Genomic DNA, 20211 nt, shown 5'->3' on the forward strand with positions numbered 1-20211 from the left:
GTAGGGGAATGCTGAGAACTCACAGGGGTTCTCCTTTTGGTGATACTGCTGATGATAAAGGGGCTGCGTTAGCACTTAATGGCTGCATGAGCGGCGCGAGCGACAGCGGTACTCTGTGGCTTATTAGCTGAGCTAAACACTTGAGTAAGCTGGTAATCGCATCGGCACCCTTGGCATTGCAAGCAATGGCGACTGTTGCCTCGTTCGCCGTGCTTTGGCCTGCATGGGCATGGCTGATTTTATCTATGAGTGTGCTGGTTTGCCTATCGGCGCCCACTTCGACAAATAGCCTTGCGCCTTGCTCAGTGGCATTTTGAATGAGCGCACTAAAGTCGAGTGGCGAACAAAAGGTATCGGCAATCGCGCGGCCAATGCTGTGGCTATCCACGGTTACGGGCGCAGTTTGCGCTGCGCTAATAAAGCGAATAGGCAGATCTTGCGCCGCCGCTTCCAGCGCCTTAGGTTTCAGTGCCTCAGGTTTTAACGCTTGAGTATAGAAATCTTGTACTTGCCCATGGACTAACAGGGCAGGTGCGGTATGCATTGCCGTGACGCGATTGGCGGCAATCCCGCGCTTACCTAACTTGGCAAGCAGGGCTTTACAGCTTGTTTCGCAGCCTGCAATGACGCAAGTATCACCTTGAGTGATGGCTAAGTAAGCGCGGGGGAACTCTGGCAGTGATGCCTTGATTTCATGGCTATCAGCGCGTACCACAAAGCTGTTCCACACTATGGATTCATTATCCTTAAGCTGCCATGCTCGGCGCACTGCGGTTAGCTCGCCAGAAATGGCATGGTTGAAAATATCGCTATTTTCGGTGGCGTTGATCATAGCATGGGGTGTTTGCCACACATCTAGGCTGGCCCACATGGCTGCTTCGCCCATGGAGTAACCCAGCGCCATTTTTGGCTTAATATTAAAGACTTGGGTCAACAGTTTAGTGAATAGATAACTGGCGCCCACGCCACTAATCGCTTGTTGGCTTAAGCTCATGCTTGCTGCGGTTTTTACATCTGCGGCATAAATCTGCGATGATTGCAGCATGGCGCTTAAATCGCCTTCACGTTCTAGCTGGTGATACAGCGCGGGGAAATACTCATGCAAGTTATTGAACATATTGGCGTAAACCGTGCCAACACCGGGATATACAAAGGTAAGTCCTGCATCCCCTAGCGGCTTAGCGGTGAAACAGCTACCCGCTGGCGTTTTAAAGTGTTGACCATGATGACGCACTGCATCATTTTCAAGCGCCGAAAGCATAGCTTTGGCTTCAAGTTTGAGATCATCACTTGATGCCGCCATCAAGACTAATGCCTGTGTTGCGTTGGCATCATAGCGTTCAAACCAAGGTTTGAGTTGCTCAGCGCGAAAGTCAGCGTGCAAGCCGGCGCCATTTCCCAGAGTGTTAACTAGTTGCAATACTTGCGCGATGAGTGAATCAATATTGTCAGCACTTATCGGCACAAACAGCCGGTTTTCATCAACAAGAGCTTTGGGCGCAATAACTTGTGTGCCTTGGGTCAGCACTAGGCTCTGGCAAATATTTTGGCCTGAATCCAGCAAGGTATCTGCTGGGTTTGATCTTGTTGCCGATAGATTCTTTGCTACAAGATTTAGACACAAAACCCGCGCTTGATGTTGGTCGCTAAACCAATAGCCCGCTTGATGATTGGTGCCGTTTGCCTCTTTAATATCAGTTGCGCCATGAAGCGGCGCTTGTGTTCGCGCCGCGAGGGCGGTTACGCCTTGGCGCAGCGCAACAAATGCCTCGTTGAGAGTGTTGGCGACGAGCTGATGCTGAACGGTTTGTGCAGGGCTGCGCTTTGCCGCCACTAACGCCGCATTTGCAACAGCCGCTGCATTAGCAACACCTGCATTTACAACACCAGTAGTTTCATTACCAGCGGCAAAGCCAGCAATAAACGCGTGGGCGTGAAGACGCAGTTTGGCGGCGCGTAAACCATCGAGCAAATACAGAGACTGGGGTAGATTGCCATTATTGAATTTAAGTTCAACGAGCTTGCCTTGCTCAATGGCTGTTGTTGCTTGGCTTAATAACGCAGTGAGCGACCTTTGCTCATGCACTGACGGTTCATGATCTGTCGATTGGTTGGTATCGGCAGCGCAAATCTGAACTCTTTCACGTTCCGCAAACGTCCCTAATACTTGGGCTGAGTGAGAGTCAAGGTTGACGGCATCGCCAAGAAACACTGCAATACGCAGTGGCTTGGCAAGCTTTTCAGTCATAGCCGTGTCAGCTATCGACGTTTCAGTTTGGCCGCTATGTAGCGTTGCTAAAGTGTGGGCTAAATTCACTCGACTTTTGCCTCCACGCTTTCAATGGCTTTATTCGCAGCGGTTTGATTAGCAGCAACTTTATTAGCTAAGAATGCACCGTTAAGGTTTTTGCTGATGGTGACTTTGGCGTTGTTCATCTCGCAGCTTAAGCGGCCATCTTGATGATACAGCGCAATATTGGCTTCAAGGGCACGGCCAGAGTGTTTTACCACATCGAGCACTAGATACCCTTTATCGCCAAAGGCAAATGGCGCATGGGAAATAAACTCACCAATGCTTGATGGCAAACTCGCCGCGCCATATTTGAGTCTCGCCCATACCAGCATCGCCTGCAGCAGCAAATCTTCCGCAAAGGCTTGTGAGCCTTTAGGGGCCAGATTGGGCACAAAACTCCCGCAGTCCGCTAACGCAACATGGGGTAGGCTCACCTTGGCGACTAAGCTCGCATCGTTAAACTTCACCACCGACTCAATACCTTGCAGTCTTGGGCCGTGGAAAAGCGTGCCGTCGCTGTAAAGGCTGCTCGCGGTTGTGATGACAGAAAGTCGCGTCAAGCTTTGCGTGTCAAAGGCTATTGCTTTGCTGTTAGTGGCTAAGTAATCAATAGCCGCGTCATCAACAGCATCATCAACGACTAGGATAGCTTGATATTGCGGACGACCTTCAAAGCTGATTAAGGCATTGAATTGTCCACTCAAGTACTCGTCAGAATCTTTCGCGGCTTTATCCGTTAACGCAATCGGTGCAAGTTCAAGTTCCAGCGTGATGGGGGCTGCACTTTCTAACACTCCATTTTGTAACACGGCAGTGTCGAAAATAATGCCCTTCAATAGCTTGTAGCTTTGCACTTTGACAGGCTGCTTGAGCACATCAAAGGCGGCTTCACGCATCCACTGAATCGCGCACACAGTCGGTAATACGGGATTACCGTTAATGCAGTGATCTTCAATAAAGATCATTGCCTTAGGGTCCAGTGTGCGCTGCAGTTTTAGCGGTCGCGTGAAAGCGATTGCAGCAAGTGTTGATGCCAAAGCATGCGGATCCGACGCGTCAGTGGTCAGATCCGCTTCAGGCTTTTTTAGATTGCTACCTTCAGTTTCTTGCACTTTATTAGAAGTGTCGTCATGAGGTGCGCTGCCTTGCATGTCAGTACCAACCAGCAATTGTGCGCCTGTGTTGCTCAGTAATTGGCTCGCAAATAACTCAGCACCCGCTTTTAACGGGATCACATAAACACCGCGATCCATAAACATCTTTTTCAGCGCAGGATTCACCATGCCGCCGTCCCACGGACCCCAATCGAAGCTCATCACTTTGGCATTTGGCAGTTGCTGCGCCAGTTGCAGTGCGGCTTTGTTGAGTATGTCGTTGGACATGGCGTAATCGCTTTGGCCAGTATTGCCGTAAAAACCCGCCGCCGAAGAGAATAGGGCAATCAGTTTTAATTTATCTAAATCCAGTGCGGCAAGTAGATTGCTTATACCAGTGACCTTAGTGCCATACACCCGTGCTAACTCATCTAAGGTTTTGTCTTGGATGTGTTTATCGGCGAGTACGCCCGCACCATGGATGATGCCAGTAATAGGCGACAACTCGGTGATCGGCACTATCGTGCTGGCGATCGCATCTGGATTGTTAACATCGAGACTTAAGTACTCGGCGCTCGCGCCCACAGCGGTAAAGGCTTCTAGTGCGGCTGCAATTTCTAGGCTGCTTTGAACTGGCCATACTAAGGCATCCACTTGTTTTGGCGTGGGTTTCTCGCCCAAGCTTTGAATGTGGGCAATAGCTGTGGCTTTAAGTTCACTGTTATTCTTACCCTGTGCCCAAGCGGGAATGGCTTGTTGGCTGCTTCTGCCAGCAAGGATAAAGTGCGCCTTGCTGCGTTTGGCTAAACTTAGCGCACATTCAAAGGTTACACCTTTTGCGCCACCGGTCACCAGTATTTTATCTGCACTCGTCAAGTTTGCCGCGCTGTGGCGGGTATCAGCCTTGCCAGCAACTAAGGTTACACGCTCAAGTGCTTGGGCTGCGCCTTGGCTAACACCGACTTCCAATACGTTATCGGTTGCAAAGAGCTCAGCGATCACTGCATTGGCCAGTTGCTTGGCATCAAGTGCTGGCGCGATATCTAAGGCGCGGCAATGCACGCTTGGCCACTCGTGACTCAAAGTTTTAGTCAGACCTGCCAATGCCGCTTGGTTTAACTCGCTGCGGGCAATTTGGCTGTGGTTAAGATAACCAAAGCCACCGTCGATACGACTGACGCTGATAAAACTACTACCAGTATTGGCGGTTGCTGCTGTTGTTAGCAGGGGTTGTAAGTGCTTGGCGAACAAGAATGCTTGCTCGACCGACGCTTTGGCGGCACTGGACAACACTAAACCTTTAGTATCTGCTGAGGTTTTATGTTGTGGTTGCAGATGAATAAAGCCTGCAACTGTACCTAAGCTTTTGATCTCATTAATCACTGCGCTGATGCTGGCATCGTCAATCGCCGCCAATGTGAAGCTGGCAATGTGGCTATTGAGCGGTGATGCACTGGCTACAAGGCTTTCTGGCGAGCGCACAACCGCAACCGTTAGACCTTGAGCATGCAATTTCTCGGCAAGTACGCCAGCATTGTGACCATCATCGCTAATGATAATGCAGGCATCTTTAGCAAAAACGCGTGTCACAGCTTGTTGCGCTGATAGTTGCGACTCACGTTGCGTTAATTCAGCCGCCGCTGGCAACTTTTTTAGCACCACCTCGCTATGGGGTGGTAAATCGATAGTAGGTTCAGGCTGAACGACAGCGCTAACTGGCGCGGCATTCTGGCTTACCGCGTTTTGGCCTAGCTTGCTTTGCATATAGCTAACGATTTCACCTAAGGTACGACACTCGGCCAGATCTTCAGGATTCAGCTCAGGCAAACCCGGTAGCTCGTCTTGCACTGTGCCTAAAATTTCAACGCGCTTGATGGAATCGATACCTAGATCGGCTTCCATATCCATGCTGAGTTCTAGCATTTCAGTGGGGTAGCCAGTCTTGTCGGCCACTACTGACATCATGGTTTGTTGGACAAGTGCAGCACTTAAGCCGTTATTTGTTGTAGCGGTAACAGTGACTTGCGCTGCTGTTGTAGCTGAAATCGAGCCAACCGCAGGTAGTTTGCTGTTCATGTAGTCAACGATTTCACCTAAGGTGCGACACTCGGCCAGATCTTCAGGATTCAGCTCAGGTAAGCCCGGCAGTTCATCTTGCACTGTACCTAAGATTTCAACGCGCTTGATGGAGTCGATACCTAGATCAGCTTCCATATCCATGCTGAGTTCCAGCATTTCAGTGGGATAGCCTGTTTTGTCGGCCACCACTGCCATCATAGTTTGTTGCACTAACGCAGCGCTTAAACCGCTGGCGGCAGGCGCGGCAGTTGTCACATGAGTTGCTACGATAACTGCGCCCGCTGCAGGCCGCTTGTCATTTTGTGTAAGCTTACTTTGCATGTAGTTAACGATTTCACCCAAGGTGCGACACTCGGCCAGATCTTCAGGATTCAGCTCAGGTAAACCTGGTAGCTCATCTTGCACTGTGCCTAGGATTTCAACGCGCTTGATGGAGTCGATACCGAGATCGGCTTCCATATCCATGCTGAGCTCCAGCATTTCAGTGGGGTAGCCCGTCTTGTCGGCTATCACTGCCATCATAGTTTGTTGCACTAACGCAGCGCTTAAACCGCTGGCTGCAGGAGTTGTTGGCGCTGTTGTAGAAACTATAACTTGGTCAGCCGCTGGCAATTTGCTGTTCATGTAGTTAACGATTTCACCTAAGGTACGGCACTCAGCCAAATCTTCTGGGCTGAGTTCAGGCAAGCCCAGCAGCTCGTCTTGCACTGTGCCTAGGATTTCAACGCGCTTAATCGAATCGATACCTAAATCGGCTTCCATATCCATGCTGAGCTCCAGCATTTCAGTCGGATAGCCAGTCTTGTCAGCCACCACAGCCATCATGGTTTGTTGTACTAACGCAGCGCTTAAACCGTTAACGGCAGGTGCGGCTGTTGCCACTTGAGTTGCCACATTTGCAGCAGTAATAGGCGCTACGATAATTGAACCCACTGCTGGAAGCTTGTCATTTTGTGTAAGCTTACTTTGCATATAGTCAACGATTTCACCCAAGGTGCGACACTCGGCCAAATCTTCTGGGCTGAGTTCAGGTAAGCCCGGCAGTTCGTCTTGCACTGTGCCTAGGATTTCAACGCGCTTAATCGAATCGATACCTAGATCGGCTTCCATATCCATGCTGAGCTCCAGCATTTCAGTCGGATAGCCAGTCTTGTCAGCCACCACAGCCATCATGGTTTGTTGCACTAATGCAGCGCTTAAACCGCTCGTTGCTGTTGCCGCAGGTGTCACTTCTGGCATCACTACAGCAGGCATGACTAATGCAGGAGCGGCAGGAGCGGCAGGCGCAACTTGTACTGTCGCAGCAGGCGCATAAGCAACGGGAGCGGTTTGCACAACAGGCGCAACAGGTGTGCTAACCGCGGGTCTCGTCGCAACAGCTTGAGCCGCTACTGGTGCAGCATTATGTGGCATTGACGTTGCAACAACAGGCGCTGGAGCAACAGGTGCAGGAGCCGGCGCAGTTGCTCGTGGCTGACTTGCAACCGCTGGGGTAAAGTTAATCGGTGCATTGTTTAGCATGGCCAAGGCCGTTTGGCTGCTACTGCTTTGCAGTTGCATAAATTCGGCGTGGCTTTGCAGGGTTTGTGCTTGATGCTGGTGGAACATTTCCATCGAGCGTTGCAGGCTTTCAGGGATTGCAATGCCAAGGCTTGCCATCTTGGCTTGTTCTGTCATCAGTGTCGTGAAGGTATCGCCATATTGCTGCGGGATAGCTAAAAACTGTTGATGCAACTGCGCCGCTTGAGATTGTGCGCTGAAAAATGCCGTTAATGCATCGCCGCTGACGCTTGGGTTCAATTGCGCTGTCGCTTGTTGCTGGTGATTGCTTAAGCCTTGCGTCACGCTTGGGGATGTTTGTTTCATTTCAACAGTTGCCACTTGATTCGCTTCCACTTCTATTATTTTTTCAACCACTTTTTCGACGATGACTTCTTTCTCAACGATTTTTTCGACAACCGTTTCAACGATGCGATCCACATATTGCACTTGGCTAGTCACGCTGCCTGTGGCGAGGGATTTGGCCATCTTAGCTTTGGTCGCAGCACTAATATGGTTAGTGGCGGTGAGTTTGATGTTCATCGCCGATGGCGCTTCACGCTCGGCAATCTCTTGTGACGTGACGGCTTGATAGGGGTCAACCTCAGTTAACGCCACACCGGCTACCGCGAGTTGCACTGCGGCTAAGCGTAATTGACTGTCACTGTCGCCCTTAGGATTCGGGTTCATGCTGACAAGGCAAAGCTCATTTAAGTGTTCAACTAAGGTATTTTCAACTAACTTTTGCAGTATGTTCTTAGGGCCAAACTCAACAAACACACGGGCGCCAGCGTCATACATGGCCTGCAGTTGCTCGCTAAAGCGAACCGATTGCAGCATGTGTTGTTTGAATTCTGCTTTAATGGCTTTGCCATCGCTTGGGTGCAATTGACCCGTACCGTTGGCATAAAGTGCGACTGAAGGCGCGCTGAATTTAGCTTTATCAATGGCTTTGGCAAATGGCTTTTGTGCGTGTCCAACCAATGGGGTATGGAACGCGCCTGAGACAGGCAGGGCAATCGCTTTAAAGCCCAGTTCACTAATGGCTTTCGCGGCCAGCTGAGTTTGCTCTGTGCCACCTGCGATGACTAATTGCGTCGGCGCGTTGTAGTTGGCAATTTTAACGCCATCAAACTGGGCTAAACAGCTATTGATCGCATCGATATCATTCTTTTGCTTAAGAATAATCGCGAACATGGTTCCTAAATCAACTTGAGTCCCAGTATCGCTCGGCACTTGCGCCATGGCATGCCCACGGGCGAAGGCCAGTTCGACGTAATCTTCATTGGAAATCACGCCTGCCGCGCAAAGGGCTGACAATTCACCAAAGCTATGACCCGCCACCATATCGGGTGCAAAACCCGCTTGCGTTAATAGCGAATATTGCGCCATTGAAACCGCGCCTATGGCGCTTTGGGCGAACATGGTATTGGTCAGCGCCGCTTCTTGGGCTTTAACTGCATCGGCATCGAATGCCGGAATAGGGTAAAGGATGTTCGATAACGGTGTTTGATCGTGGTGAGCAAATACCTTATCGCTGGCCGTCACTTGTTGGCGCATTTCAGGGAAATGGCAGGCGAGTTCGCGGCCCATGTTCAGGTACTGTGAACCTTGACCGGCAAACAGGGCGGCTACTTTCTTTGATTCATTCTTGGCCACTAAGGCATGAGAGCGGTAGCTGATACCAGAAGGTAATTGCCACGCCTCGCTTGCACTGGTTTCTAGGTGCCCGCTTTCTAAATGCGCACTGCTTTCTAGATGAGAGATGGCTTGATTTAGCTGAGCTTGCAGCTGAGCGATATCCTTAGCCACAAAACCTAAACGGGCATCTGTGCTTGCCAGTGCGCGCAGCGGATATTGCTGAGCGATAGCGTTTAGGCTCGCAGCGCTGCTCTTATTCGCGTTTGCACTCGTGTTCACGCTTTGGCTCAGCGCAGCTTTTAACTCGCTAAGCAGCGCGTTTTTATTGGCTGCGGCAAATAATAGCGTCTGCGGCACACTGCGCTGACGATATTGCTCATCGCGGCTGTGCTCAGGTTTGTATTCTTCTAATACAAGATGGAAGTTCGTGCCGCCAAAACCAAAGGAGCTTACACCTGCACGGCGCGGCGTTGCATCGGCGCGCTGGAACCATGGGCGAGTTTCGGTATTTAAATAGAATGGTGAGCTTTCGATATTCAGTTTTGGATTAGGCTTGCTAACGTTAATGGTCGCAGGCAATACCTTGTGGTGCAGCGCTAGCGCGGCTTTGATCACCCCAGCAGTGCCTGCTGTGGATTTAGTGTGGCCCACTTGGGATTTTACTGAACCTAACGCGATATGTTGATTTGTGTCGTTGCCTTGGGCAAATACTGATTTTAAGCCATTAAATTCAGCCACATCACCTGCGGCAGTACCCGTGCCATGGGCTTCAACTAAGCCAATGCTGTGCGGGGCAAAACCAGCATCGTCGTAAGCGCGCTCCAATGCTTTAGCTTGGCCCTCAGGGCGCGGCGCATAAATACTCTTAAACTTACCGTCCGATGAGGCGCCAACGCCTTTGATGACGGCATAAATTCGGTCGCCATCGCGCTCGGCATCTTCAAGGCGTTTAAGCGCGACCATGCCGATCCCTTCGCCGATCATCATGCCTTTTGAATCGATATCAAAGGGTTGAATGGTTTCATTGGTGGTGAAGGCAGGCGTTTTTGAGAAGCTCATGTACATGGACGGCGAGTTGTCAGTACAGACACCGCCGGTTAACATCATGTCGCTGCGACCTTCGGTCAGTTCAGTTAGCGCCATACGCATAGCGGCAAGCGAGCCCGCACAGGCAGCATCGACCACACAGTTCATGCCGCCAAAATCAAACCGGTTGGCGATACGGCCTGCAATCACGTTGCCTAAGGACCCTGGGAAAGAGTTTTCTTCCCAGTGGATATATTGGTCTTGGAACTTTTTGATCAGCATTTCGCTGTCTTCATCGCTCAGGCCGCTGCTTTTGAATACTTTTTTAAGCACTGGATATTGCAGGCGCGAGTTCAAGCTCTGACTGATTTTTTGACCACCGCCCACACCTAGGGTGATGCCGATACGATCACGATCGTAATCGGTGGGCAGATTGGCGTCGGCAAGCACTTCTTTGGCGACAATCAGCGACAGCAGTTGCGAGGTATCTGTCAGCTCAAGAATATTGGGCGGCAGACCGAATTCCATTGGATTGAAGTCGACTTCTGGTAAAAAACCACCGCGTTTACAGTAGCTTTTATCGGCTTTGCTTTTGTCGGCATCGTAGTAATCTTCGGCGCGCCAATGGGTATCTGGGATGTCAGTAATGGCATCGATTTTTTCGCTGATCAAATCCCAAAATTTATTTAAATAACGCGAGTTAGCGAAGATGCTGGCCATGCCGACGATGGCAACGGGCATATCTTTTAAACGTTTGTTGAGTCGTTTATCTTTTTTTGACTCAGTCGCAGAATTAGGTACAGAAGGGGTATGGCTCATAAAGAGTCTCCACGGGTCGACCTGGATACGGTGACCTTGTTTTGGGATTCAGCCGCGTTTGTCTTTGGCGTGCCATGGGCACCGGGAAAACGGGCTAAGAAGGTGTGATAGTTGCGAACAAGCAACTTTCGTAAATGAAACGGCCCATGTCTGAGGACATAGGTGATATATCTATTGGTCGCTTGGGTATTACTGTCTTGATAAATATCGAGGTAAATCCAATCACTTGCTGTGTCTACGCCTAATAGTACTGAGCTTGGAGCTTGTTCAGTGAGCTGCGGCGGTATGGTGAGTGAGACCACTTGCACCACAGTATTGCCGTCGGTACTCGGCAATGCGAGCGCCTTAGCCAAGGTTTCTGGATTGACCGTATAGGTTTGGATATCGCTGCCTTGAGTCACAGGCAATTGATTAAAATAGCGTTCGGGGACTTGCGGTGCTTCAAATTCATCGAGCCGCGATATGCCATATCGCTTTAAGCAACGGGCAAGGCCGGAGCGCGACACATTGGGATTAATAAAGGTTTGGGTAACCTGAAGTAATCTATCTAAGGTGAGTTTGAGTTGATAGCGTAATCCCACCACCACATATTCTTCCATCGGCGTGAGCGTGGTATTGAGGTGGTGAGGCGTGTTCGAACTGTTGCTAATGGACTCACGCTTCCGCCATTTACGCACCGTTGCCTCGGTGATATTTAAAATTTTTGCCAGCTGGCTGACGCTCAGATCCGATTGCTGGATAAAGAGTCGCATTTCAGGCGTGGTGGTGGCGTTTCGATGCCGAGGTGCGCTGTCTTTTTTCGCCGCTTGAGTTGTGCTCTTGGGGGCGTAAGACGGCGCTTTAGATTGAGAGTCGCGAGCTGCCATTAATAATAATTATCATCCGACATAATCTATTGGGACTGAGAAGCCATTTTGGCTGAGTCAGCTGTGGCACTCTTGACGAACATAGTGACACTCATCGTAAAACCTGTGCTTATCATCTGTGTCACTTAATGGGGATGCAGATTACCTGAGGTTTCGGGTCGATACAATCATCTGGGACTGGAATTTATTGGCTTTCGTTGAGTAATGGTATTTTCTGTGCGTTATGTTGGGTTTTCGCTGACCGCTTGGGCTTTTTAATACTTTGATAGTGGAAGAATTAAATTTTTAGGGGCGATAAAGGCCGCTTTTTTGAGTTCGCGGGGTAAAATAGCCCAATATTGGCTTACGTCCCTTTCGTCATTAATGAGACTGTGCGGCTAAACCTGTTAATTTGGGCGCAAAACCTTGGCGCAATTGCAGCAAAAATTTACGCTTAGGATGGCGTTCAGGGTCGTTCTAAGAATTGCTCTAATTAGAGAGTTGCTCAGAATTGAACTCGGGCTTAGTTGAAACTATTTAAGATGCATAATGAACTCAGATAATGATGAACCTAGACAAAAATGAACCCAGATAAGAATGTTGCTAAGTGCTCTCCAAAAAGCCAGACAATGATAACCATCAGCCGCAAGGCTTTGTCCTGCAAGGCTCTCAAATGACCGACTCCAGAACATCTAGCAAAAACGGCGTGAATGTGGATCTATTTTTTATTCCACTGAGTGATATTTCATTGCCGCAAACATCACTCGCTCAGTCTTGGTTAAGTGATGATGAACTCGCCAAGGTCGCGCGTTATCGCGATCCCAAGGCGCAAATGAAGGGATTACAGGTCAGGGCAGCGTTGCGGGCCGTGTTATCTCGCTATGCGGATTTATCGCCACACGAGTGGTGTTTTGAATATGGCGCTAAGGGTAAGCCGAGTTTAACGGCAAAATTGCAACAGCAAACGGGGCTTGAGTTTAACTTAAGCCATAGCGGCGATTGGTTATTGATTGGTGTGGCTCAGTTTCATGGTGTTGAGTCTGGTTTATTTGGGGTCGATATTGAAAGATCGCGGCCGAAGACGGATATCTATCCAATCCTAAATCATTATTTTTCCGCCCAAGAAACTGCGGCTTTGTTGACCCTTGTCGATGAAGCGAGTCAGCGGCAGCGCTTTTTCGATTTATGGGCGTTAAAGGAATCCTATATTAAGGCGACTGGCCTAGGTTTAGCGCAGTCGCTTAAATCCTTCGGCTTTCATCTTAAGCCATTCGAGCAATTGGTGGCCGGATCGGTTGAGCTTAGATGCCAAGATGCAGCGTTGATGCCGTTCTGTGGTGTAGCGCCTTTGCTGAGTGTCTATCCTAATATTCCGCTGCAAACCATTGATGCAAGTTCATTGTATTGGCAAACCTATTTTGGGCGTTTGACCGAGGAATACCGTTTTGCCGTGAGCTTAGGGCATGCTGGTAACACCGAGATTTCCATAATGCTAACGGCGCAACTGAGCAACATAGAAGCCTTACTTGCCGATTATGGTTAACTTGTCTTATTCATCTTCGGTTAAACATTGCTGGGTATAGTCACGCCCATAATATTTTGAATTTGAATGAAATAAATGAGGTTTAACAATGAAACGGATTAAGTGCCTAATACCTGCCACTATGATGGTGTTGCTATCTGGTTGTGGTTATTTTGGTGGCGATGAAAAGCAGCAATTGGAGCAGGCTTGGTTAGCCCAAGATCCACAGTTGCAGCAAGTGGTTGAGCAAATTCGTACCAATGGCTTAGATGTTGTGGCTCAAAGCGCGGCAGCAGGCACAGTTTCGGCCTGTGTGGCTGAAAAACTCAGCCAAGATCCGCTGGGTAAGTTAGTCAATGTTGAAGGCTCGCTGGTGGAGTCTGCTAAGGTGGCAGAACTGCTGGGTGACTTACAGAAAGTAATGGAGCAAGACATCAGTTTTGATCAGGTCGCGAGCTTGTTACAAAAGGGCGCCGATGCGGCGGCTTATGCTAAAAGTCTTATCGAGCAACAAGGTTTAGATCAAGCCTTACAAAGCCTTAAGCAAATGGTGACCGCGAGCGAGCAATTTGCCCAGCAAGACTTAGGCGCGCATTTTCAGCAGTTATTGCTTGAGTGCAAAACTTCAGTCCCAACGCCAGAGTCTGCGAATTAATTTTCTTACTTTAATCTGGCCTTTAAAGATTGCACGAGAGAACATGTCGTGCAAATGGCTATCCGTACTTCACTCTTGCTTACAGAACACGACTCGCCAAGTGTCAGAATGGTTAGTGCTAGTGTGATTTTTCCATAAAAACGCCCTGAAGGTTCAGGGCGTTGATTTGGTTATTTCGTGCTTGGTAGTGGGACGATTTCAAAGCTTTCATCGAACTTTACTAAGGTCGACGCTATCTTACCGAAGGCATCTTTATCACCTTCTAACTTGGCAGTACCCTTAGCCAGTAACTCTTTAAGTGTGACTTTTCCGAGTAAAATCCCCGTAATATAGCGTTTATCAATATAAAGATTGGCATCGGCCTCTATCGGTTTATCAACCTTAATATTGCTTAAATTACCGTTGCTTAGTTCAACATAGAGCGTTTCTTGGGTGTCGGGGTTAATCACATTAAGCCTGATTAGCCCAAGTTCAGCAGCTTTGAGGCTATCGACTTTTACGGCGAGGAAGTCAAATAGGGTCGATATTTCCATTTCTCCTAAAATATCTGCTGAGGCCGATTTAGGCGCGCCGGGTTGAATGCCTACGCGTAACTCTTGGGCGCCAGTGAGGTAAATGTTGCGCCAGCCAGCCCCTTCGGCTTGATAACCCAGTTGCTCATAGGTATCGGCAAGTAATTGTCTTGCCTCTTTATTATTAGGTTCTGCCATCACGACCTTATTGAGTGCGGTGGCCACAAAACGGTATTCGCCTTGGGCATAGTCGGCTTTGGCGTGTTTCACTACGGCTTTAGCTCCGCCCATATACTCCACAAATTTTGCCGCTTCATCTTTTGTCGGTAGTGGGTTTAAGTTGGCGGGATTCATATCGAAATAGCCAAGGTACATGTTGTACACGGCTTTGGCATTATGGCTGTAGGTGCCATGGTAACCATTGGTGTACCAAGTATCGCGCACAGCCTTAGGGATAGTGGTTTGAATCGCATCGCCAATATCTTGAATACCCACGCCATTATTGGCTAAACGCAGGGTTTGATTATGCACTAGGCCATAGTTATCCCTTTGCATTCTTAAGTATTGGTTTATATCAGTATTGCCAAATACGGGGGCTGAGTGGGCAGTGAATATAACCTGTGCATCATTACCAAAATGGGTCAGTAATTCGTTGATATCCTTAGACCATTTTATCGCATCTCGAACTTTTGCCCCGCGTAAGGTATAAATGTTGTGCATGCCGTGGTAGGTGAGCTCTGCGGTCCACAATGCTTTCATTGAGGGAATATAGGTGGCCATTTCCGAGGCGGCTTCTGTGCCTGAGGCATCCATAAACACCATGTCGATACCATCAATGGTGAGTGTTTCCCACTTGTCTTTGGCATTTAAGGTGACATCGGGTTTAACGTAGGTCACTTCGCCTTTGGATAATCCCTTAGCAAGTGCGGCATCGACAATGCCTTGATCGTTTCGCTCTAATGTTGCGCCGTATTGATAGGCGGCGCGGCGGCTCATGGCATTACCAGCGAGGACGTTTTCGTCGACAATTTCTTTGGTGATGTTATTGGAACCATAGACTTTGACGTTTGGGAACATGTCTTTGATGGCGCGGGATCCGCCAAAATGATCTCCATGACTGTGGGAATAAATCATTGCGACTACGGGTAAGTCATTGCCCTCGGGCAAGTGTTTAAGCGCAAACTCAAGGGATTGCTTTGCTGACTCTTTGGTCAGCAGTACGTCATAAAGGATCCAGCCTGTTTTACCGCGGATAAGGGTTAAGTTCGATAAGTCGGTGCCACGCACTTGATAAATGCCATCTGTGACCTTGTATAAGCCGTTAGACACCATATTCAATTGGGCTTGGCGATAAAGTGAAGGGTTTACTGTGTCTGGGGTTTTGTCGCCAATAAAGCTGAAATCGGCACGTAAAATGGCTGCTGTTGGTTCATCTAGTTCAGCAATAAGATTTTTAGAAAACTCTTCAAAGGCTTTTTTATCGGCAAAATTAAGGCTTGCTGCCGTGGCTTTGTTTACCGCAATGGTTTGCTCGGTGGCAGGCTTTCCCTGATAGTGCAGGCTAATATGTTCATGCTCGTGTTCCGCGGCCACGGCGCTTAAAGAGAAGCTTGCGATAATACTCATTGTCATCAAAGATTTTTGCATTATTTTACCTACTAAAAAGTGGGATAGTGTCGTTGATGGTTTGAGTATAGCCAGCTTGTGTATTTAGATAACTCGAGTTAGCTTGGGTTGTAATATTCATATAGTGAATGAGTGCGCTCCCTTATGCCGACACGAAAGCCATTAGATTTAAATTTATTACGCGTGTTTATGGTGGTTTACCGTACTCGTTCATTCACCCAAGCGGCGCAGGAGTTAGATTTAACTCAGTCTTCCGTGAGCAATGCGATAAGCCGGTTCAGGGCTTGGGTCGGGGAGTCGCTGTTTAATCGAGTTGGACGGGGAATTGAGCCTACATCGGTGGCACGGGAGATGTACCGTAAATTTGAGCAGCCCATGGCGGATATTGAAACCGTATTACTGGGGTTTGAGCATTTTGATCCCAACTCGAGCCAGCGGCGCTTTTATGTATATGCTAATGAGTCGGTTATCGAAGCGCTGCAATCAGGCGTGCAGGCTTTATTACAGAATGCGGATATTGAAGTCATTTTCCGCGAGTCGCCGCCGCAGGAGGATGAGCTATATCGCGATATTTTGCTTGAGCGGGTCGCCGTTGCCATAGACATTAAGCCCGCGCAGCAAAGTTTGCTCTCGAGCAAATTACTCTTCACCGAAACCCTCGTTTGTATCGTCAGTTTGCAGCATCCTCGTATTCAAGGTGCTATCACCCATGGGCAGTATTTTGAGGAGAAACACGTCTTTTTAAATATGCGGCGTTTTAATTTGACTGCAGGGGATTTGTTTACCGAAGGCGTGTTACCAAGGCGCAAAATGTACAGTGAGCAATCATCTTTATTGAGTATGTTTGCAACTGTCGGCAAAAGTGAGACGATAGGCATAGCGCCTTTGCGGTACGCCAGTCAGTACGCTGAGATGTTCGGCTTACAGATTTTACCTATGCCCCTGAAAACAAGGCCAATTGATTTGTATATGGTGTGGAGCAGTAAATATACCCAAAACCCGAGCCACCAATGGCTACGGCGTTTATTGCTCAATGCGAGTGCAAATACTGTGAATAAAAAAGCTCTGAATCTAGCGAGCAGCTAGGGCTAGCGATTCAGAGCTTTGTTGCAGTTTTTAAATTTTATTTTCTATCTCAGATTGTTAATCTAATCGCCTAAGAAGGTCATTACTGTCTTGCGAGTCTGTGGCTTTCACCAGGTTGCTCGAAGTCACTGCGATAAGGGTTGATATCTAAACCACCGCGACGCGTGTAGCGGGCGTAAACTGTCAATTTAGTGCAATGGCAAAAACGTTTTAAATCGACGAAAATTCGCTCGACACATTGCTCGTGGAATTCGTTATGTTGGCGGAAAGAAATCAAATAGCGCAGCAGTTTCTCGCGATCGATTTTAGGGCCTTGATAACGGATCATCACGCTGCCCCAATCGGGTTGCGAAGTGATCAAACAGTTGGATTTCAGCAGGTTTGAATTAAGTGTTTCCGCGACCGTTTGCTTATCGTCTGTACTGTTAACTAAGTAATCAGGATTAAAACTATAATCGCTGACTTCAATATCGAGATCGTCAATACAAGTGCCTGGTAACTCAATAATACGCTGAATACCAAAGCTTTTGGGCTCGATAATCTTAACGCTAACATCACCTTGAGCACACTGACTTAAGTCTTGCACTAAGGTTTTTTGCAGTGAATCTAGGCTATCAAACTTGGTTTGATTAAAGCTATTGAGATACAGTTTGAACGATTTCGACTCAATCAGATTCAGGCTTTCATAACTTAAATGAAATTCAGCTATGGCCACCATAGGCTTACCTTTGGCATTTAACCAAGACAGCTCATAACCCGTCCAGATATCGGCACCATGAAACGGTAACGTCCCAGTGAGTGCAATAGCATTACGGTTTAGTGAGCGTGGAACCCCTTGCAGCAGCGACGCATCATACTCGGCTTGGTAGTCGGTGGCTTTACCTAAAGTCAGGCCAACAAGCGCTTGCGCATCACTATAGGGATCGTGATTCTGTGTCATCAATACTGTTTCCATGTCAAAATAGGCGCACATTATACCTGAAATTGGATTGTGCTTAAGTGTCTTGTCTGCCCGCACTCGATAAATTTTTGCAAAACTATCATCAAGCTTACTTAACGAGTTTAGGTGAACTACCGCGTTATTACCCACAGGGTGAGCCTTCTGTGTGTATTCAAGGCGAATTTCAACCGGATCTTGAACAGGCTGTTTCTTGGCAGCCAGTGAAACGCAAAGTTGAAGGCAGTTTCGCCAATGTAGAGCATGCACTGGAGTTAACTTTATGGCCAGAGATCAATGATTTTTACGGTCATTATTTCTCCGCACCAGTATTATTTGACTCTAAGTGGGGCACGGGGGAGTTACTGCAAGTCTGGAATGATGACGATTTTAACTGCCTGCAACAAAACTTGATTGGTCATCTGATGATGAAGAAAAAACTGAAACAGTCACCGACTTGGTTTATCGGTCTGTTAGATGAGGGAGATAAAATGCTCACCATCAATAACAGTGATGGTAGCGTATGGATTGAAATCCCTGGTGAAGTGCAATCTGAGCAATTGTCCTCGAGTTTGACTGCGTTTATTGAAGCATTATCGCCACGGATAGCACCACCCGTTAAACATGAAGAACTACCTATGCCCGCATTAGAACATCCTGGTATTTTCGCCAGTTTTAAACGTATGTGGCAAAACCTTTTCGGTAAACGTTAACTTCTGTGAGCGACATTTTTATTATCAACCTAAGTATTAACTCAACCTAAGCGTGGCTTATCTTAGGTTGAGTTTTGCAAGGGATAAACAGATGTTATTGATGATCCCAAGACAGATTCGACACTATGCGGCAAGGCTCGCAGCGAAAATGAAACATATCCAATAAAGGTTCATCGAGTTTCCAATCATGACTGCCACAACGTGGGCAAGGTCGCGTTTTTTCTGAGGCCAAATCTTGGCCGCCAACGCGATATAAGTAGTAATAGGTCGGGATCTGAGTGAGATATTCGATACGACCGCGCAAATCCCAACCTCTGCGAAATAAATCACTGTCAGAACTCGATAATTCCTCTAGCGCGGCAAATTCTGCCTTGGTGGCCGCTGCCATTTGCAGCTCGTCGCAGGCTTGCCATTCGCTCTGCCAACGGATAATACGTTTATGATCGCCATTAAAGGTTGCGGGTATACGGTACAGGGGAATGGGCAATAAATTGTCGCCGCTGCGTAGGGGCGAGCACATATGCACAAAACTGGTATATAGCAGTTGCCAGCTGGGTGTTTCGGTATTACTTACTTCAGAATTGATATCCTGACCAATAAACTTTTCCCGCGGCGCGAGTAGTTTAGCGTCGGTTAATTCTACTAAGGCTTTTTTGACCCAAGGGCTGTGATATTTGTGCGCTAAACTGTTTTTCTCTGGCATCAATAAACGCACTCTAAACTCACCGTCATTAAAGGCGACCGCAAATTCTCGTCCTAAGATTTGGCCATTAGCTCGATAGGCTTCAAGGAGCTGATTGATGGCCTTCTCGGCGGCAGATATCGTGGTGTCGGCGAAGCATTCGAAGCGCAGTTCAGTGACAAACATTAAGCTGTTTTTCCTTGGATTTCTAATAAGTTGATGCGTTGTTTAAGTTCAAGCAGTTCGTTTTTTAATTGCATTATTTCTGTTTTTTGCTGCTCAGCATGACGTTCAAAATACGCCTGTTGCATCTGCAGGCGCTCGGCGAGCACTGCAAGGGTTAAGGTATCGTTAGTTGCGGGAGTGTCAGTTGTAGGGCTGATAGTTTGCAACTCAGCTAAACGCTCGCGATCCGCCTTAGGCATAGATTTAAATTGCTGTAAGCCTTGGATCAATATAGGTAAAGGTAGGCTACTACCTAAACGGGTTTTAATTAAGGCAAGGCTCGGTACTTTACCGCAGGCTTCGAGCGAACGTGCGGCCGCTAATACTTGGTCAAGGGGACTCATAATTAGCAAAATTCCTTAATTTGTTGAATTGTTTAAACCAATTTTAAAATAATAATTAATTTTTTCATTTAAAAACAGTGTGTTGTCTTGTGGCATTTATTTTGCTTATTGTCCAGCCGAAATACCATTTTTTAAGCTTCAATAATAATTACACAGGATGTCACATGATGAACCATAAATTGAATAACAAACTTATCGCCATCACTTTTTTAGGGCTCGCAAGCTTAGGTCTTAGCGGCTGCGTGGTCAATGTCGGTGATGGAGAATCGGGCTGGGATAGCAGCGAATCTTGGGAGAAAGTGCAGGATAAAAATCGCACTAACTTAACCAAGCTGAGCTTAGGTATGCCTAAAGACCAAGTGATGATCTTAATGGGCACCGCTGATTTTAGTGAAGCCTATATTCAACAAAGTGCTCAACAAGGTGAAGCCAATAAAGAAGTCTTAGTGTTGTTTTATCGTACCCAGCGTAATAATGGCGATGGAAAAACCACTAAGGATGAATGCACGCCTATCGTGCTGAGCAACAATGCCTTAGTGGGTTGGGGTGAAACGGCTTACGGTAAAATCTGAA

At 47.9% G+C, this 20211-nt stretch carries 12 protein-coding genes; 5 read left to right on the top strand and 7 right to left on the bottom strand.

Annotated elements, in window-relative coordinates; genetic code table 11:
- Positions 1–19 precede the first annotated feature (19 nt).
- From HUB64_RS12400 to HUB64_RS12410, 3 genes are read right to left on the bottom strand one after another with little or no spacing between them, the layout of a single operon-like run.
- On the bottom strand, positions 20–2317 hold the full coding sequence (locus HUB64_RS12400; RefSeq protein ID WP_173497093.1) for a PfaB family protein: 2298 nt from the start codon (positions 2315–2317) through the stop codon (positions 20–22).
- Complete coding sequence (locus HUB64_RS12405; RefSeq protein ID WP_173497094.1) at positions 2314–10491, bottom strand: type I polyketide synthase; 8178 nt, start codon at positions 10489–10491, stop codon at positions 2314–2316. The genes HUB64_RS12400 and HUB64_RS12405 overlap by 4 nt, the downstream gene beginning before the upstream one ends.
- Positions 10488–11357, bottom strand: a complete 870-nt coding sequence (locus HUB64_RS12410) for a helix-turn-helix domain-containing protein (RefSeq protein WP_173245884.1) — start codon at positions 11355–11357, stop codon at positions 10488–10490. The genes HUB64_RS12405 and HUB64_RS12410 overlap by 4 nt, the downstream gene beginning before the upstream one ends.
- A 652-nt stretch (positions 11358–12009) precedes the next feature.
- Here HUB64_RS12410 and HUB64_RS12415 point away from each other — a divergent pair.
- On the top strand, positions 12010–12879 hold the full coding sequence (locus HUB64_RS12415) for a 4'-phosphopantetheinyl transferase superfamily protein (protein WP_173497095.1): 870 nt from the start codon (positions 12010–12012) through the stop codon (positions 12877–12879).
- A gap of 88 nt (positions 12880–12967) precedes the next feature.
- A complete protein-coding gene (locus HUB64_RS12420; RefSeq protein ID WP_173497096.1) occupies positions 12968–13513 on the top strand; it encodes a hypothetical protein in 546 nt (181 codons plus the stop codon).
- 170 nt (positions 13514–13683) lie between these two features.
- Here the strand turns inward: HUB64_RS12420 and HUB64_RS12425 are convergent, their stop codons facing one another.
- Positions 13684–15672 (bottom strand): alkyl/aryl-sulfatase, encoded by a 1989-nt coding sequence (locus tag HUB64_RS12425; RefSeq protein WP_173497097.1) that lies wholly within the window; start codon positions 15670–15672, stop codon positions 13684–13686.
- Positions 15673–15795: 123 nt separating this feature from the next.
- Between HUB64_RS12425 and HUB64_RS12430 the strand changes: the two genes are divergently transcribed.
- Positions 15796–16737, top strand: coding sequence for a LysR family transcriptional regulator (locus tag HUB64_RS12430; protein ID WP_173245870.1), 942 nt, complete (start codon positions 15796–15798; stop codon positions 16735–16737).
- A gap of 82 nt (positions 16738–16819) precedes the next feature.
- On the opposite strand, the gene queF is transcribed toward HUB64_RS12430, so the two are convergent.
- A complete protein-coding gene (queF, locus tag HUB64_RS12435; protein WP_105249734.1) occupies positions 16820–17677 on the bottom strand; it encodes an NADPH-dependent 7-cyano-7-deazaguanine reductase QueF in 858 nt (285 codons plus the stop codon).
- A gap of 59 nt (positions 17678–17736) precedes the next feature.
- Here queF and syd point away from each other — a divergent pair, with 59 nt between their 5' ends.
- The gene (syd, locus tag HUB64_RS12440) at positions 17737–18387 is read left to right on the top strand and encodes a SecY-interacting protein (protein WP_028760624.1); all 651 of its coding nucleotides are present in this window, start codon (positions 17737–17739) and stop codon (positions 18385–18387) included.
- A gap of 94 nt (positions 18388–18481) precedes the next feature.
- Here the strand turns inward: syd and HUB64_RS12445 are convergent, their stop codons facing one another.
- Positions 18482–19255, bottom strand: coding sequence for a Zn-ribbon-containing protein (locus HUB64_RS12445; protein ID WP_173497098.1), 774 nt, complete (start codon positions 19253–19255; stop codon positions 18482–18484).
- A complete protein-coding gene (locus HUB64_RS12450; RefSeq protein WP_131523814.1) occupies positions 19255–19638 on the bottom strand; it encodes a hypothetical protein in 384 nt (127 codons plus the stop codon). Before HUB64_RS12450 ends, HUB64_RS12445 begins: the two co-directional genes overlap by 1 nt.
- Positions 19639–19802: 164 nt before the next feature.
- Here HUB64_RS12450 and HUB64_RS12455 point away from each other — a divergent pair, with 164 nt between their 5' ends.
- A complete protein-coding gene (locus HUB64_RS12455) occupies positions 19803–20210 on the top strand; it encodes a DUF3192 domain-containing protein (protein WP_028760621.1) in 408 nt (135 codons plus the stop codon).
- The last annotated feature ends 1 nt before the right edge of the window (position 20211 follow it).

This window comes from Shewanella sp. ISTPL2 (assembly GCF_013283205.1).
Lineage (GTDB): Bacteria > Pseudomonadota > Gammaproteobacteria > Enterobacterales > Shewanellaceae > Shewanella > Shewanella oncorhynchi.